The 18,756-nt window shown below is 46.0% G+C and carries 2 protein-coding genes; both read right to left on the minus strand.

The genetic code is table 11. The features are described from left to right. Positions 1-16 precede the first annotated feature (16 nt). Positions 17-9,364: a tandem-95 repeat protein gene (locus ACHFJ9_RS15830; RefSeq protein ID WP_395355432.1), complete on the minus strand. Its 9,348-nt coding sequence runs from the start codon at positions 9,362-9,364 to the stop codon at positions 17-19. Beyond that, on the minus strand, positions 9,361-18,573 hold the full coding sequence (locus tag ACHFJ9_RS15835) for a tandem-95 repeat protein (RefSeq protein WP_395355434.1): 9,213 nt from the start codon (positions 18,571-18,573) through the stop codon (positions 9,361-9,363). The genes ACHFJ9_RS15830 and ACHFJ9_RS15835 overlap by 4 nt, the downstream gene beginning before the upstream one ends. Positions 18,574-18,756: the final 183 nt, after the last annotated feature.

An 18,756-nucleotide genomic window follows, 5' to 3' on the forward strand; every position in this document is an offset into this window, starting at 1 on the left:
CCTGTGGCTAGACATGCTACATGTCTTTGTATTGCGCTTCTAAACTTGCAATCAGACTTTGAGTCACATCATCGACACTTGCACCATCAAAATGGATGTCCAATGTCGAGCCACCTTTCGTAATACTCAAGTTCGCTTCGGAGCCGCCATCTGGTGCCACTTCTACGTGATACTCTCCGACATCACCAGTATGATCACCGGACTGAAGATCAGTAAGAAGCTCACCAACTTCATCTTTTGATAAGTCATCAAACAGATCGGAGAAGTCTAAAGTATCCTCATCTTTGTTGAAATCAGTAACCGTATCAACCTCGTTGGTCACTTCACTCCACTTAAAGATGTCAGAGCCCTCATCTCCCGTTAAGATATCATTACCCAAACCACCAATCAGAATATCATCACCTTCACCACCAACGAGTATGTCGTTACCACCCTGACCAAACAGTAAGTCGTTGCCAGCACCACCAGATAAGTTATCCGACTTATCACCTTGGTGAGATTGGTTGAATTCTTCTAGGTTATTTTTAACGTATTCATGGATGTCTTCACCATCAATGGTAGAAACATCTTGACCCGTTTGCTGTGCCACATGTGATTGAATCGCACTCAAACCTTGCTCATTACCGCCAAATTCAATTAAATCACCCAGCAAGATATCGTCACCTTCTCCACCCTGAATAGTGTCTGAGCCTTGTTTTAGGGGCACATCTTGACCCAATATCGTTTCAGCAAGCTTAGTAACATCGATATCTGACTCTACCACACCATCAGTGTCATACTGCTTAAGTGTCTGTTCATCAACACCACTACCAAGACCTATCGACTCTACTGAAGACAATGCTGCTAACACTTGATACATATGTTGAGCTTGTGTTGAGCTGCCACTTTCATCGTAGTAACGGATAGAACCATTATATCTGTCGATATCACCAATGGTTCTGCCTGTTAGCGGTGAATATACCTGACCGTAACTATCTATAACGACATCACCTTTGTAGATAACCGTCTGTCCGTATGAATAACTACTGTTACTAACTATATCTTGCAGGGTAACAAGCTTGCCAGAATCATCGACATCCAAAATCACTTTCGAGAATTCATTCTGCGCTAAATGGTAGAGATGCGTTGCTCTATTTGGTTGACCATCAGTAACAAAGTACGTGATATTTTGGCCATTAGGGTTAGGTTGACTGCTAAACCATTCAACAGCTGACTGTAAACCCGCCTCATAGTTTGTGCCGCCGTCACCCTCATCACCTATAGCACTATTCAGTTCTTTTACAAACTCATCTCTTGCTGTTGGAGAACTCAAGTCAACGGAAATAACTGCTGACGCACTTGAAGCAAACTCACTGAGGTGAATATTCACTGTTCCAGGCTTCTCACCCTGATTTGCAGCGCTTAACAGTTCATCAAACACATCTAGCACTTCTTGCTTCGCAGTTCCTACCCAGTTACCCATGCTCCCCGAAGTATCCAAAACAAAGGCGATATTGTAGTCCTGACCGGCAATGATCTCCAACCCTTGGACATCGCCAACAATAATATCGTGATCGTCACTGCCCGTTATCTGATCGTTCCCATGTGAACCCGACTCTAGAACATAGTCACGAGCTGTAAGCTCAACAGACTCTGTTGTTGAAGCGGCATCATTATTTGCTTCTTCAACCGACGTCGCGGTAACGCTTAGTGGGAACTCTAGACTACCTTCATAATCAAACGGCACTCTGATATCTAAAGAGACCTTACCGTTAGCATCCAGGGTGACAAGATAACTACCGTTTGCGTCCTGATTAACGGCATGTCCATCGATATACAGCTCTACACCATCCGGCAAACCTTCCACAAAAACAGTTTGCGCCAAGCTTTCACTTCCATCGACATCAACCAAATCAACGTTAATATCAACGGGAATCCAACGCTCTTGAAGCACTTCATAGGTGCCGTCGGGCTTCAATTCAACGACTTTGTCTGCAAAAACAATTCGTTCAATTTCATATAAGTGATCACCACGATCATCACTACCTGTGTGGTCGTTTACCGAATCGATAGAACGATTATCTAGCAAAATCCAATATGGAACTTGACCTCCATGATCGTCTTTGAAGGTCATTTTGTAGTCACTGAAGTTTCCAGTTAAGTAAACCGTATCTTGGCCATCATAATCTGTAATAGTGGACGCATCATCACCATAGAAAGAGTCGTTATTACCACCGCCAATAAATACGTCATCACCGCCGCCACCATAGAAGGTGTCATTGTAATCAGTCCCAACGAATAAGCTATCGGTATCACTTCTGTCGTTGTTGTCTCCTAGCATCACTCCGGCGTATGAGTGATTTTTTTGCACGACATCATCCAAACCAAGATCAGCAGCGACGAGTTCATTCTCTGTAGGCGTTTTATCTATCGCAGAAGTGGCTAAGTTGTGATTAGGATCAACAGCATCTCTTTTTACTAACTCTCCAACATTAATCGTGATCGCAGGGGCATCTGCAACTGCGACAACGTTGATATCAAGCGTATTTGTTGCGCCAGTATTTGTGGTGTAATTAATTAATGGAACATCACCTGACCAGTGCTCGGTAGGTTCAAATACGTAACTACCATCTTGGTTTACTAATAAAGTGCCACTGGTCAAAGATACGTTTTCACCTACCGCATAGTCAGTGCCATTAATAGTAATGTGATCAACCATCAGAAGGTTGTCGTCATCAGAGTCATTACGCAATACGTTACCCTGTAGCGAATTATCTTCATTGGTCTTCCCAATATCACTTTCCGTTTCCGTCGGTAAGTTCTCATGTACTACAACATTGATCGCCAAGTTAGATTCTGCTGAATCACCATTCGCGCGTTCTGTACTCGTTGCCTTCAAATTGATTGTGAAGTCATCATGGGAGCCCGCTGGTGGAGTCACTGTAAGTGCATTTAATGCCCAACTTGTCACGTCCAGTTCTTCATCAATGGTTGCTACAGTAATAGAACTGCTTCCATCTGAAAGGATCGCACCTACAGGTAAGCCAGTTAGCGTGACTTTAAGTGATTCAGAGCCATCTGTATCATTTAAGCTTGCTTTAATTTCAGAGAGCGGTATCGCTGTATCTTGTAACCCTTCGTTCAGCTGATATGTTTCGTAAAACGCAACACCATTAACTTCTTGTAGTTCAGATGTTCTGATATCAGTTGCTTCTAGTGCACTTTCATCACTAACTACGTAAAGACTACTATTGCTCAGATTGACAGGTGCTTGTCCATTAATGGATACATCCACATTAAAGTTACCCGGACCACTTTGGTTATGGTGATAAATTTCAATTGGATAAAAGCCAGATACCGAAGGTGTAAAGCTAGCACCCTTAATATCACCACTGTCGCTACCCCAACGAGCTTGATCAAGTAACGTACCACCCAACTTGATTGCAAGGCTATCATCGGCTTGACCGACAAAGTCGTAACTCGATCCAGCTTCGAGATAAACAAGAGATGTGACTAGAACGGCCTCATTTGCTAAGGTCGCATTAGTCCCTAAATCTTCCACATTTGACCAACTCAATTGAGTACCATCTGCTGCATCAAGAGCGTTGATCGCTGCAATTAGAGTCTCGCCGTTGACCCCCATGCCATTACTAGAACCAACTTGAACATTGCTCCATGTTGTAACGTTAAACTCTTGTTGGGGTAATGAGTTCTCGTGCGTCACTGCGATTAAGTTCGGTTTATCAGCGATAGGATTTACGTCTATTGTCAGTGTTGACTCTTGACCGGTACTCTGTCCATCTGTTGGTTTAAAGCCAATTTGAGCGTAACTAGACTCCTGATCTCCGACTTGATTTCCGCCGAAACTGTCACTGCCAGACTCATTTAATTCAGGTACAAAGCGAACACTGTTTTCATCAAAGAGCGATTTATCAAGCACTTGATCGATTTGGACAGACTGCCAATCGCCTTGCGAATCTTTATACTCTAATGACCCATCGCTAGGAAGCGTTGTGATTTGGACGGAGAGCTCTGATACGTTAGAGTCCACATCGCTAATACCGAATGATGACCAATCAAGCTTCACTTGGGTATCTTCACTCATCTCAACCGTGGAAGGCGAAGATTCAGGTGCATCATTCACATTTACCAGAGAAACATTGACCTCGGCAGTATCAATCCCGCCAGTTCCATCGATAACCTCAACCTGAAGCGTATAATCGCCCAAGTCAACATCATCGATTGTCTTGTTCAATGAAATCTCTCCGCTTGTCGGGTCGATATCAAAAATACCATTAGTGGTCGAGCCATCTGCAAAGCGGTATACAAGCACGTCATTATCGTGATCTTCAGCAACGACCGTACCAATAATGGACCCGCTCACCGTGTTTTCGTTAACTGACCCGAAGTCGTAAACATCATCATTTGGTTTGTCACCAGCACTATCGCCGCCAGAAATAAACTCTGGAGCGTGCTGAGCATCTATAATAGAGACTGTTGCTTCATTCGAGTCACTTGCAAGCGTCGAATCTGCACCAACCGTACCAATTAGAGTCACAGTTAGGTTTTCAAGCTCTTCGTAAATACCATCATCGAGAGTTTTTATATCAATCGGCGCCGACGTTTTACCCGCTGGAATCGTGACTGTGTACGTACTTGGAGCAATATAATCTTTGTCATCAACATTCCCGCCGATTGTGAATGTTACCAGTACATCTTCATCTGCTTTTTGGTCAATGTTGACGATAAATTTTGCATCACTACCTTCATCAACTGAGGATTGATCTGAGCTAATAGTCACTTTCGGTGCACTTTGGGCATCAACGATCACAACACTTGCGCTGTTATTTGAAGCAATGCTCGCATCAGCGCCATCCACCTCTTTAATGGTTACTGTGAAAGATTCTGCGCCCTCATAAATACCATCGGTGAGCGTCAGTAAGTCAAGAGCAGCTGAAGATTGACCCGCAGGAACTTCAACACTAAGAACGCCAACAAAATCTTTTCCATCTTGGGCCACGCCACTATATTCGACATGAACCGTAACGCTATCATCTGCAACTTTATCAAGTGTCAGCGTAAAGCCTGCCGTTTCACCTTCATTTACGCTGTTTTGATCGGCACTAATACTAACTAAAGGTGCAGGATCAGAATCCACAATATTTGCGTTACCAGTTGCAATACCATTACTGGTGACACTACCGATTTCCGTAACCGTCAGACCAAAGCTCTCATCACCTTCATGGACATTATCTAGTTTGGTCGAGACTGCGACTTTAATTTCAGCGACACCTGGAGGTATAGTAACGTCTCCATTAGGCGCTATATCTAATGTTTGAGTTTGACCATGAGTATCCACATAGGTCACTACCATAGTGCCTAGATCAACATCTTCCGCAGTATAGCTATCATTTGTTGTTGACTTCAGATTGACGACAACGGCCTCTTGAACAGGGTTAGAGAGTAAAACGGTAAATATTGCGTCAGTTCCTTCAATGACATCGCCGGCATCTACTACGCTAAGTTCTGAACTATCATTATCAAGAACGGTTGCCGTCCCCGTTTCACCGCCGAGCTCAAGAACGATCGTTTCGCTGCTTTCCACAACCAAGTCATCAATAGTCGGAATCGATATTTCGAAGCTACTTATACCTGCAGGAACAATCAAGTAACCACCTAAGAAAACAACACCATTTGTGTAGGTTGCATTTGATAGATTTACGTCATTCTTATCAACTGAAGAACCTTGAGCAAGCATATCAACTTGGTACTTAACAGCAGTACTGGTGACTTCATCTAGAACAACCGAAAACGTGACACTGTCACCCTCAGTCACGCTATCACCGACCACAGACAGGCTTGGCCCATTTTCAGCAATATTACCATCTAGCATTTCATTAACGATATTGACTGTAGATGGATCGCTAACGCCACTTTCAGAGTCGACTGCCACATATCCAAAGCTGTCTTCGGCAGGAACACCTTCTACATAACGTAACTCCCAGTTACCTTCATTTTTCGTAGAAAAATCTAACTGAGTAATGACCGAACCTTCAGGAAGAGCTAGATCTTTCCCACAACCAACGCTTGTTTCTTGGAATAGCATGAAGTTGCCTTCAGGCTTTAAAAACTCGAACGTTTGAGTCTGTTGGACATTATTTGAATCTAAGTATGTAACCGTAATAAGTGCTGCGTTGTCATCACCGTAATCAAACAATCCACCTAGTCCATCTAGACCAAGGTTTACGCTGCCCACAGGATTATTAGACAAATCGATCGTAATCGTTTCACCCTTCTCAATACCCTGCCCATCATTGTCAGCGATACCATTGCCGATATGTGACACCTGACGGTTGTACTGCGCAAGCTCATCGCTATCAGAAGAAATAGTGATAGAGGCTCCATTTGCTAAATGCTCAGTGCGGGAATGTGATGGACCACCATCCTCACTTAATCCCCAGTTATTGAAATCTGTTGTAGATTCCGAGCTATGAGGCGTATTTGGACGATCTTTGATGCCTAATAAGAAGCCAACATTATCAGCTTCATAGTAAAGACTGTCTTTGTCATAAAGCGTATCGCTAACTTCTTTAATTTCGTGCAACTCACCATCACTATCTTTAAAGAACAACGTACCTGATGTTGGCAGTTCAGTAATCCGGACATGTAGATCGTTGCCTTTTAAATCGTCTTCAACATCCGCGATATGATCTTGAGAGTCACCGCTATCCAGAGGTTTCGTATCGGTATCAAACACAACGTGCGTAAGCTGATCATCGGCCACATGCGTAAAGTCTTCACTGTCAGGTTTGTCGTTTACTGGCGTGACATCAACTTTAACAATGGTGGATTCACTGACACCACCAGAGGTAACGATATAGGTGAAGCTGTCTGTACCGTGGTAGTTGTCGTTTGGCGTGTAGGTTACGCTGCCATCAGGGTTGACCGATACAGTACCGTTAGCTGGGCCTTTATTGGTATCAAGCGACACTACTTTATCGTCGCCGTCAAACGTGTCGTTACCTAAGACCTTAATGATGGTTGGCGTGTCTTCCACGACTGTCGCGCGGTCAGATTCAATATCCGCCACAGGTGCAACCGTGAAGCTCACCGTTTGGCTAACGCTTTCACCACTTGAGTCTTTAGCTGTGAACGTAATTGTCTCTTTGCCATTCCAATCCGCAGTCGGAGTAATGGTAGCAACGCCATTCACAATAGAAATTTGGATGTTGTTATTGCCAGAGACTGAGAATTCTAGCGAGGAATCGGAATCTTTGAATACTTCATTCAAGTCGATCGTGTATGCATCGAAATCTTCCGATAACACTTGATCTGTAATGGCATTATCAACTGTTGGCGCATCGTTAACACGATTCACAACCAAGCTATCACTGTCGCTAGCCGTTGGATTAACACCATCCGACACTGACGCGCTGATAGTCAGGTCTCTAAGGTCGAGTTCATCGTTGTTAACCGCGTCAACACCCTCTTGAGTTAGCTTGACTTCATTGCCAACCAACACGAAGTAACCGTTTGAGTTGTTTTCTAGCAACACCGTAAGCTCATCTTCCGGCGTGTCAGTATCGCGAACCGTTAAGGTTGCCACTACCGTATCAGTGCTCACTGCGTCTTCAGTGATGCTTTCCACGGCATCAACCTTGATGGTTGGTGCATCGTTTACTGGGTTAACGGTAACGGTCACCTTCGCTTGGTCAGTCAGCACACCGTCGGTGATGGTGTAAGTGATCTCAGCATCACCATTGAAGTTTTCTGCCGGAATGAACACCAGTTTGCCTTCAACAATCTCGACTTTACCTTGTGTTTCAGGTACGGACGCCGATTCAATCGACAGCGTATCGCCATCAATATCGGTGTCGTTTGGCAGGACATCAATTGTCACTGGTGTGTCTTCGTCAGTAATCGCCGTGTCATTGGTCGCTACTGGCGCGTCATTCACTGGCGTGACATCGACGTTCACCGTGGTTGACTCCGATACCCCACCAGACGTAACAATGTAGGTGAAACTGTCTGCCCCGTGGTAGTTGTCGTTTGGCGTGTAAGTCACGCTGCCATCCGGATTGACCGAGACCGTGCCGTTGGCTGGGCCGTTATTGGTATCTAGCGACACCACTTTATCGTCGCCTTCGAACGTGTCGTTACCTAAGACGTTAATGATGGTTGGTGTGTCTTCGACTACATCCGCACTGTCTGCCTCGATGTCGACTACTTGTGCAACCATAAAGTTCACCGTTTGACTGACGCTTTCACCGCTTGGGTCTTTAGCTGTGAACGTAATTGTCTCTTTGCCATTCCAATCCGCAGTCGGAGTGATGGTAGCAACACCATTCACAATAGAAATTTGGATGTTGTTATTGCCAGAGACTGAGAATTCTAGCGAGGAATCAGAATCTTTGAATGCTTCATTCAAGTCAATCGTGTATGCATCGAAGTCTTCCGCTAGCACTTGATCTGCAATGACGTTATCGATAGTCGGTGCATCGTTAACACGATTCACAATCAAACTGTCACTGTCGTTAGCCGTTGGACTAACACCATCCGATACTGACGCGCTAATAGTTAGGTCTTTAAGGTTAAGTTCGTCGTTGTTAACCGCGTCAACACCCGCTTGAGTCAGCTTGACAGCATCGCCAACTAACACGAAGTAGCCGTTTGAGTTGTTATCTAAAGAAACGGTTAATTGGTCTTCTGGCGTATCAGAATCAGCGACTTCCAACGTCGCCACTACCGTATCGGTGCTCACTGCGTTTTCAGTGATGCTTTCTACGGCATCAACCTTGATAGTTGGCGCGTCGTTTACTGGATTTACTGTAACGGTTACCTTCGCTTCGTCGGTCAATTGACCGTCCGTTACAGTGTAGGTAATTTCAGCGTCGCCATTGAAGTTTTCTGCCGGTGTGAACACCAGTTTGCCATTCACCACTTCAACCGTACCCTGCTCTTTAGGTACAGAGGCTGATTCAATACTCAGCTTGTCGCCATCCACATCAGTGTCGTTTGGCAGAACATCAATCGTCACTGGCGTGTCTTCGTCAGTAATCGCCGTGTCATCTTTTGCCACTGGCGCGTCGTTGACCGGCGTCACATTGACTTCAACGGTAGTGAATTCGGATACACCGCCTGATGTCACGACATAAGTGAACGTATCTTTGCCGACGTAGTTGTCATCTGGTGTGTAGGTCACGCTGCCGTTGTTATTCACAATGACGATGCCATTTTTAGGACCATTATCGGCGTCCAAAGACACCACTTTATCAGTGCCTTCGAACGTGTCGTTACCTAAGACGTTAATGATGGTTGGTGTGTCTTCGACTACATCCGCACTATCAGCCTCAATGTCAGCTACTGGCGCTACCGTGAAGTTCACCGTTTGGCTAACGCTCTCGCGCCGCTTGGATCTTTAGCTGTGAACGTAATTGTCTCTTTGCCATTCCAATCCGCAGTCGGAGTGATGGTGGCAACGCCATTCACAATAGAAATTTGGATGTTGTTATTGCCAGAGACGGAGAATTCTAGCGAGGAATCAGTATCTTTGAATACTTCATTAAAGTCGATCGTGTATGCATCGAAATCTTCCGATAACACTTGGTCTGTAATGGCGTTTTCAGCAGTCGGTGCATCGTTAACACGATTCACAATCAAACTATCACTGTCGCTAGCCGTTGGATTAACACCATCCGATACTGACGCGCTGATAGTCAGATCTTTAAGGTTGAGTTCGTCGTTGTTAACCGCGTCAACACCCGCTTGAGTCAGCTTGACTTCATCGCCAACTAACACAAAGTAACCGTTTGAATTGTTTTCTAAAGAAACGGTTAATTGGTCTTCTGGCGTATCAGAATCAGCGACTTCCAACGTCGCCACTACCGTATCAGTGCTCACTGCGTCTTCAGTGATGCTTTCCACGGCATCAACCTTGATAGTTGGCGCGTCGTTTACTGGATTTACTGTAACGGTTACCTTCGCTTCGTCGGTCAATTGACCGTCCGTTACAGTGTAGGTAATTTCAGCGTCGCCATTGAAGTTTTCTGCCGGTGTGAACACCAGTTTGCCATTCACCACTTCAACCGTACCCTGCTCTTTAGGTACAGAGGCTGATTCAATACTCAGCTTGTCGCCATCCACATCAGTGTCGTTTGGCAGAACATCAATCGTCACTGGCGTGTCTTCGTCAGTAATCGCCGTGTCATCTTTTGCCACTGGCGCGTCGTTGACCGGCGTCACATTGACTTCAACGGTAGTGAATTCGGATACACCGCCTGATGTCACGACATAAGTGAACGTATCTTTGCCGACGTAGTTGTCATCTGGTGTGTAGGTCACGCTGCCGTTGTTATTCACAATGACGATGCCATTTTTAGGACCATTATCGGCGTCCAAAGACACCACTTTATCAGTGCCTTCGAACGTGTCGTTACCTAAGACGTTAATGATGGTTGGTGTGTCTTCGACTACATCCGCACTATCAGCCTCAATGTCAGCTACTGGCGCTACCGTGAAGTTCACCGTTTGGCTAACGCTCTCGCCGCTTGGATCTTTAGCTGTGAACGTAATTGTCTCTTTGCCATTCCAATCCGCAGTCGGAGTGATGGTGGCAACGCCATTCACAATAGAAATTTGGATGTTGTTATTGCCAGAGACGGAGAATTCTAGCGAGGAATCAGTATCTTTGAATACTTCATTAAAGTCGATCGTGTATGCATCGAAATCTTCCGATAACACTTGGTCTGTAATGGCGTTTTCAGCAGTCGGTGCATCGTTAACACGATTCACAATCAAACTATCACTGTCGCTAGCCGTTGGATTAACACCATCCGATACTGACGCGCTGATAGTCAGATCTTTAAGGTTGAGTTCGTCGTTGTTAACCGCGTCAACACCCGCTTGAGTCAGCTTGACTTCATCGCCAACTAACACAAAGTAACCGTTTGAATTGTTTTCTAAAGAAACGGTTAATTGGTCTTCTGGCGTATCAGAATCAGCGACTTCCAACGTCGCCACTACCGTATCAGTGCTCACTGCGTCTTCAGTGATGCTTTCCACGGCATCAACCTTGATAGTCGGTGCATCGTTTACTGGGTTAACGGTAACGATCACCTTCGCTTGGTCAGTCAGCACACCGTCGGTGATGGTGTAAGTGATCTCAGCATCACCATTGAAGTTTTCTGCCGGAGTGAACACCAGTTTGCCATTCACCACTTCAACCGTACCCTGCTCTTTAGGTACAGAGGCTGATTCAATACTCAGCTTGTCGCCATCCACATCGGTGTCGTTTGGCAGGACATCAATCGTCACTGGTGTATCTTCGTCAGTAACGGCATTGTCATTGGTCGCCACTGGCGCATCGTTGACTGGCGTCACATCGACGTTCACCGTGGTGGATTCACTGACGCCACCGGACGTAACGATGTACGTGAAGCTGTCTGCCCCGTGGTAGTTGTCGTTCGGCGTGTAGGTCACGGTGCCATCAGGGTTGACCGAGACAGTACCGTTAGCTGGGCCTTTATTGGTATCAAGCGACACTACTTTATCGTCGCCGTCAAACGTGTCGTTACCTAAGACGTTAATGATGGTTGGCGTGTCTTCCACGACCGTCGCGCGGTCAGATTCAATATCCGCCACAGGTGCAACCGTGAAGTCCACCGTTTGGCTAACGCTTTCACCGCTTGGGTCTTTAGCTGTGAACGTAATTGTCTCTTTGCCATTCCAATCCGCAGTCGGAGTGATGGTAGCAACACCATTCACAATAGAAATTTGGATGTTGTTATTGCCAGAGACTGAGAATTCTAGCGAGGAATCGGAATCTTTGAATACTTCATTCAAGTCGATCGTGTATGCATCGAAATCTTCCGATAACACTTGATCTGTAATGGCATTATCAACTGTTGGCGCATCGTTAACACGATTCACAACCAAGCTATCACTGTCGCTAGCCGTTGGATTAACACCATCCGACACTGACGCGCTGATAGTAAGGTCTTTAAGGTTGAGTTCATCGTTGTTAACCGCGTCAACACCCGCTTGAGTTAGCTTGACTTCATTGCCAACCAACACGAAGTAGCCGTTTGAGTTGTTTTCTAGAGAAATGGTTAATTGGTCTTCTGGCGTATCAGTATCACGAACCGTTAAGGTTGCGACTACCGTATCAGTGCTCACTGCATCTTCAGTGATGCTTTCTACGGCATCAACTTTGATAGTTGGCGCATCGTTTACTGGGTTAACGGTAACTACCACTTTCGCTTCGTCGGTCAATTGACCATCCGTTACGATGTAGGTAATTTCAGCGTCGCCATTGAAGTTTTCTGCTGGAGTGAAAACGAGTTTTCTATCCACCACTTCAACCGTACCCTGCTCTTTAGGTACAGAGGCTGATTCAATACTCAGCTTATCGTCATCCACATCAGTGTCGTTTGGCAGAACATCAATAGTAACTGCGGTGTCTTCTTGTGTCGTAGCGATGTCATCTTTCGCCACTGGCGCGTCGTTGACCGGCGTCACATTGACTTCAACGGTAGTGAATTCGGATACACCGCCTGATGTCACGACATAAGTGAACGTATCTTTGCCGACGTAGTTGTCATCTGGTGTGTAGGTCACCGTGCCGTTGTTATTCACAATGACGGTGCCATTTTTAGGACCATTATCGGCGTCCAAAGACACCACTTTATCAGTGCCTTCGAACGTGTCGTTACCTAAGACGTTAATGATGGTTGGTGTGTCTTCGACTACATCCGCACTATCAGCCTCAATGTCAGCTACTGGTGCTACCGTAAAGTTCACCGTTTGACTTACGCTTTCACCGCTTGGGTCTTTAGCTGTGAACGTAATTGTCTCTTTGCCATTCCAATCCGCAGTCGGAGTGATGGTAGCAACACCATTCACAATAGAAATTTGGATGTTGTTATTGCCAGAGACTGAGAATTCTAGCGAGGAATCGGAATCTTTGAATACTTCATTCAAGTCGATCGTGTATGCATCGAAATCTTCCGATAACACTTGATCTGCAATGGCATTTTCAACAATCGGAGCATCATTAACACGATTCACAATCAAACTGTCACTGTCGCTAACCGTTGGATTAACACCATCCGATACTGACGCGCTGATAGTCAGATCTTTAAGGTTGAGTTCGTCGTTGTTAACCGCGTCAACACCCGCTTGAGTCAGCTTGACTTTATCGCCAACTAAGACGAAGTAACCGTTTGAGTTGTTTTCTAAAGAAACAGTTAATTGGTCTTCTGGCGTGTCAGTATCACGAACCGTTAAGGTTGCGACTACCGTATCAGTGCTCACTGCATCTTCAGTGATGCTTTCTACGGCATCAACCTTGATGGTTGGCGCATCGTTTACTGGGTTAACGGTAACGGCCACCTTCGCTTCGTCAGTCAGCGAACCATCGGTGACGGTGTAAGTGATTTCAGCGTCGCCATTGAAGTTTTCTGCGGGAGTGAAGACGAGTTTTCCATCCACCACTTCAACCGTACCCTGCTCTTTAGGTACAGAGGCTGATTCAATACTCAGCTTATCGCCATCCACATCATTGTCGTTTGTCAGAACATCAATAGTAACTGCGGTGTCTTCTTGTGTCGTAGCGATGTCATCTTTCGCCACAGGCGCATCGTTGACCGGTGTCACATCGACGTTCACCGTAGTGGACTCACTGACACCCCCAGACGTAACGATGTAGGTGAAGCTGTCTAAACCGTAGTAGTTGTCGTTCGGCGTGTAGGTCACGCTGCCGTCAGGATTGACCGAGACCGTGCCGTTGGCTGGACCGTTATTGGTATCAAGCGACACCACTTTATCAGTGCCTTCAAACGTGTCGTTACCTAAGACTTTGATGATAGTTGGTGTGTCTTCGACTACATCCGCACTATCAGCCTCAATGTCAGCTACTGGTGCTACCGTAAAGTTCACCGTTTGACTTACGCTTTCACCGCTTGGGTCTTTAGCTGTGAACGTAATTGTCTCTTTGCCATTCCAATCCGCAGTCGGAGTGATGGTAGCAACACCATTCACAATAGAAATTTGGATGTTGTTATTGCCAGAGACTGAGAATTCTAGCGAGGAATCGGAATCTTTGAATACTTCATTCAAGTCGATCGTGTATGCATCGAAATCTTCCGCTAGCACTTGATCTGCAATGACGTTATCGATAGTCGGTGCATCGTTAACACGATTCACAACCAAGCTATCACTGTCGTTAGCCGTTGGATTAGCACCATCCGACACTGACGCGCTGATAGTCAGATCTTTAAGGTTAAGTTCATCGTTGTTAACCGCGTCAACACCCGCTTGAGTCAGCTTGACTTTATCGCCAACTAAGACGAAGTAACCGTTTGAGTTGTTTTCTAAAGAAACGGTTAATTGGTCTTCTGGCGTGTCAGTATCACGAACCGTTAAGGTTGCGACTACCGTATCAGTGCCCACTGCGTCTTCAGTGATGCTTTCTACGGCATCAACCTTGATGGTTGGCGCATCGTTCACTGGATTAACGGTAACGGTCACCTTTGCTTCATCGGTCAATTGACCGTCCGTTATGATATAGGTGATTTCAGCGTCACCATTGAAGTTTTCTGCCGGTGTGAACACCAGTTTGCCTTCAACAATCTCGACTTTACCTTGTGCTTCAGGTACGGACGCAGATTGAATCGACAACTTATCGCCATCCACATCAGTATCGTTTGGCAGGACATCGATCATCACTGGTGTGTCTTCGTCAGTAACAGCGGTATCATCTTTTGCCACTGGCGCATCATTCACTGGTGTGACATCGACGTTCACCGTGGTGGACTCTGATACCCCACCTGACGTGACGATGTAGGTAAAGCTGTCTGCCCCGTGGAAGTTGTCGTTTGGCGTGTAGGTTACGCTGCCGTCAGGGTTGACCGAGACCGTGCCATTAGCTGGACCGTTATTGGTATCCAGCGACACCACTTTATCGTCGCCTTCGAACGTGTCATTACCTAAGACATTAATGATGGTTGGCGTATCTTCCACGACTGTCGCGCGGTCAGATTCAATATCCGCCACAGGTGCAACCGTGAAGTTCACCGTTTGGCTAACACTCTCGCCGCTTGGGTCGGTGGCTGTGAACATCAACTCTTCTGAGCCGTTCCAGTCCGCGGTTGGGCTGATGGTCGCAATACCGTTCTCTATTGAGACATTTACATTACTATTACCAGAGACGCTGAAGGTCAGATCGCCATCCACATCGCTGAAAGCGGTATTTAGATCGATGGTGTATGGTGTGAAATCTTCCGCCAAGGTTTGGTCTGCGATGCTACTTTCAACTACAGGCGTGTCGTTCACGGCATTCACGGTGACGTTGACCGTCGCTTGGTCGGTCAGCGAACCATCGGTGATGGTGTAAGTGATTTCAGCGTCGCCATTGAAGTTTTCTGCCGGTGTGAACACCAGTTTGCCATCAACGATCTCTACTTTACCTTGCGCTTCAGGAACAGACGCCGATTGGATCGACAACTTATCGCCATCCACATCAGTATCGTTTGGCAGAACATCAATCGTGACAGCGATATCTTCTTGTGTTGTTGCCGTGTCATCTTTCGCCACTGGCGCATCGTTCACTGGCGTGACATCGACGTTCACCGTGGTGGATTCACTGACGCCACCGGAGGTGACGATGTAGGTAAAGCTGTCTGTTCCGTGGTAGTTGTCGTTTGGCGTGTAGGTTACGCTGCCATCAGGGTTGACGGAGACTGTACCGTTAGCTGGGCCGTTATTGGTATCAAGCGACACCACTTTGTCGTCGCCTTCGAACGTGTCGTTACCTAAGACCTTGATGATGGTTGGCGTGTCTTCCACAACCGTCGCGTTGTCTTCCACGATGTCCGCCACAGGGGCTACTGTGAAGTTCACCGTTTGACTGACGCTTTCACCACTTGGATCGGTAGCAGTAAACGTTAGGGTTTCTGAACCGTTCCAGTCTGCAGTTGGTGAAATGGTCGCGATGCCGTTTTCAATCGAAACCAACACGTTGCTGTTACCGGACACTGAGAAGTTAAGTGTGGAGTCACTGTCTTTAAATGCGTTGTTTAAATCAATCGTGTAGGTCGCGAAGTCTTCCGATAGCACTTGATCTGAGATGACATTATCAACAGTCGGCGCATCGTTTACACGATTCACAATCAAACTATCACTGTCGTTAGCCGTTGGATTAACACCATCCGATACTGACGCGCTGATAGTCAGGTCTTTAAGGTTAAGTTCATCGTTGTTAACCGCATCGACGCCTGCTTGAGTCAGCTTGACTTCATCGTCAACTAACACAAAGTAACCGTTTGAGTTGTTTTCTAAAGAAACGGTTAATTGGTCTTCTGGCGTATCAGTATCACGAACCGTTAAGGTTGCGACTACCGTATCCGTGTTCACTGCATCTTCAGTGATGCTTTCTACGGCATCAACTTTGATAGTTGGTGCATCGTTTAATGGATTTACTGTAACGGTCACCTTCGCTTCGTCGGTCAATTCACCGTCCGTAACGATGTAGGTGATTTCAGCGTCACCATTGAAGTTTTCTGCCGGAGTGAAGACGAGTTTTCCATCCACCACTTCAACCGTGCCCTGCTCTTTAGGTACAGAGGCTGATTCAATACTCAGCTTCTCGCCATCAATATCGGTGTCGTTTGGCAGAACATCAATCGTCACTGCGGTGTCTTCTTGTGTCGTAGCGGTGTCATCTTTTGCCACTGGCGCATCGTTGACTGGCGTCACATCGACGTTCACTGTGGTGGACTCCGATACCCCGCCCGATGTAACGATGTAGGTGAAGCTGTCTGTACCGTGGTAGTTGTCGTTTGGCGTGTAGGTTACGCTGCCGTCAGGGTTGACCGAGACCGTGCCGTTGGCAGGGCCGTTATTGGTATCGAGCGACACCACTTTATCAGTGCCTTCAAACGTGTCGTTACCTAAAACCTTGATGATGGTCGGCGTATCTTCCACAACCGCCGCGCTGTCTGCCACGATGTCCGCCACAGGGGCAACTGTGAAGTTCACGGTTTGACTAACACTCTCGCCGCTTAGATCGGTGGCGGTAAAGGTCAGTGTTTCTGAGCCGTTCCAGTCTGCCGTTGGGCTGATGGTAGCAATACCATTCTCTATTGAGACATTTACATTGCTATTACCAGAAACGCTGAAGCTCAGCTCGCCATCAACGTTATCCACATCGCTGAAGGCCGTATTCAGATCGATCGTGTATGGCGTGAAATCTTCCGCCAAGGTTTGGTCTGCAATGCTACTCTCAACCACAGGCGTATCGTTCACGGCATTCACCGTAACTTTGACCGTCGCTTCGTCAGTCAGCGCACCATCGGTGACGGTGTAAGTGATCTCAGCGTCGCCATTGAAGTTCTCAGTTGGCGTAAATACAAGCTTGCCGTCAATAATCTCGACTTGACCTTGGTCACTCAGCACAGACGCCGATTCGATGCTTAACGCATCGCCATCGATGTCAGTGTCGTTTGGCAGTACATCAATCGTTACTGAGGTATCTTCCTCTGTAATTGTTGCGTCATTAAGGGCAATAGGCGCATCGTTAACTGAGTTTACTGTTACCGAGACTTGAGCTTCATCCTCTAGCTCACCATCTGAGATAGTGTAGCTAATAGTTGCATTACCGTTGAAGTTTTCAGCCGGAGTGAAAACAAGCTTACCATCGACAATCTCAACGATACCTTGTTCTTCTGATACAGAAGCAGAAGTAATGGATAAATCGTCACCTTCAATGTCACTGTCGTTAGCGAGCACATCAATTACAACCTGGGAATCTTCGTCAGTTTGAATCGCATCGTTAGTCGCTATTGGCGCGTCATTAACAGGCTTAATATCTAAATTAGCAGTGCCATTAATAACACCCCCATCGTCATCAATGATGTCATAGGAGAATGACACTTCAGTATCATCATCAGCTTCTGGTATATAAGTCCAAGATCCATCGTTGTTATCAATTAAAGTGCCATTCCCACTCTCAATAGTCACGTTTGTAACGATAAGAGTATCAGCATTGTCAATATCGACATTCGATAGTAATTCTTCGGTAGTTATCGTGATGGGATCGCTATCTTCTTCGATAGCGCTTAATGTCACTGGAGAATTAGTAAGCGGTTTATTTGAGCCATCTCCACTGGTTTCTATATTTGTTGCGAAAAAGTCATTTAAGGTCAACGCTTGTGTTTCAGATAAACCGAGGGATTCCAAGCCAATAGTTTCAAAATTTGTTGAGGCCAGTACTTCAGTGCCATCCCGTGCAATCGTGGCACTATTTTGTAAACTTGAACCACTGTTTTCACCCGCAGCTGGCGCGAGTTCTTCATCAACTATAGAAGGGTCTTGACCTTTCTCAATAGCACCAATAATTCGTGCCACATCATCAGAAATATCTTTTGAGCCTTGCTCTTCAGTTAGTTGAATGTTCAAATTTAGAGGTGCAGCATCTGTCGTTGCCACTACCACTTCACCTGGTAGGGGCTGTTGTCCTTCTGTTAGGACTCTCAGCTCCCCATCTAAACCTATTACGACGACTTGATTACCGAGTGACACTAACGCTGTACGATCCATATAAATCTTAACCCTAAATAACTGTCAAGTTTTTGACTAACAATACTAATTTGCTATATATTGCCTGATTATATAGTGCAATAACAGCACTTTGATGCTCAATTAAGTAATTATGCGTCATACATCAATAGGAATCTAGGTGCATATTTATCTTGTTTTAATAAAAGCCACTCAACTCTTGTT

The sequence above is a fragment of the Vibrio sp. D3 genome, assembly GCF_043995865.1.
GTDB classification, from domain to species: domain Bacteria; phylum Pseudomonadota; class Gammaproteobacteria; order Enterobacterales; family Vibrionaceae; genus Vibrio; species Vibrio diabolicus.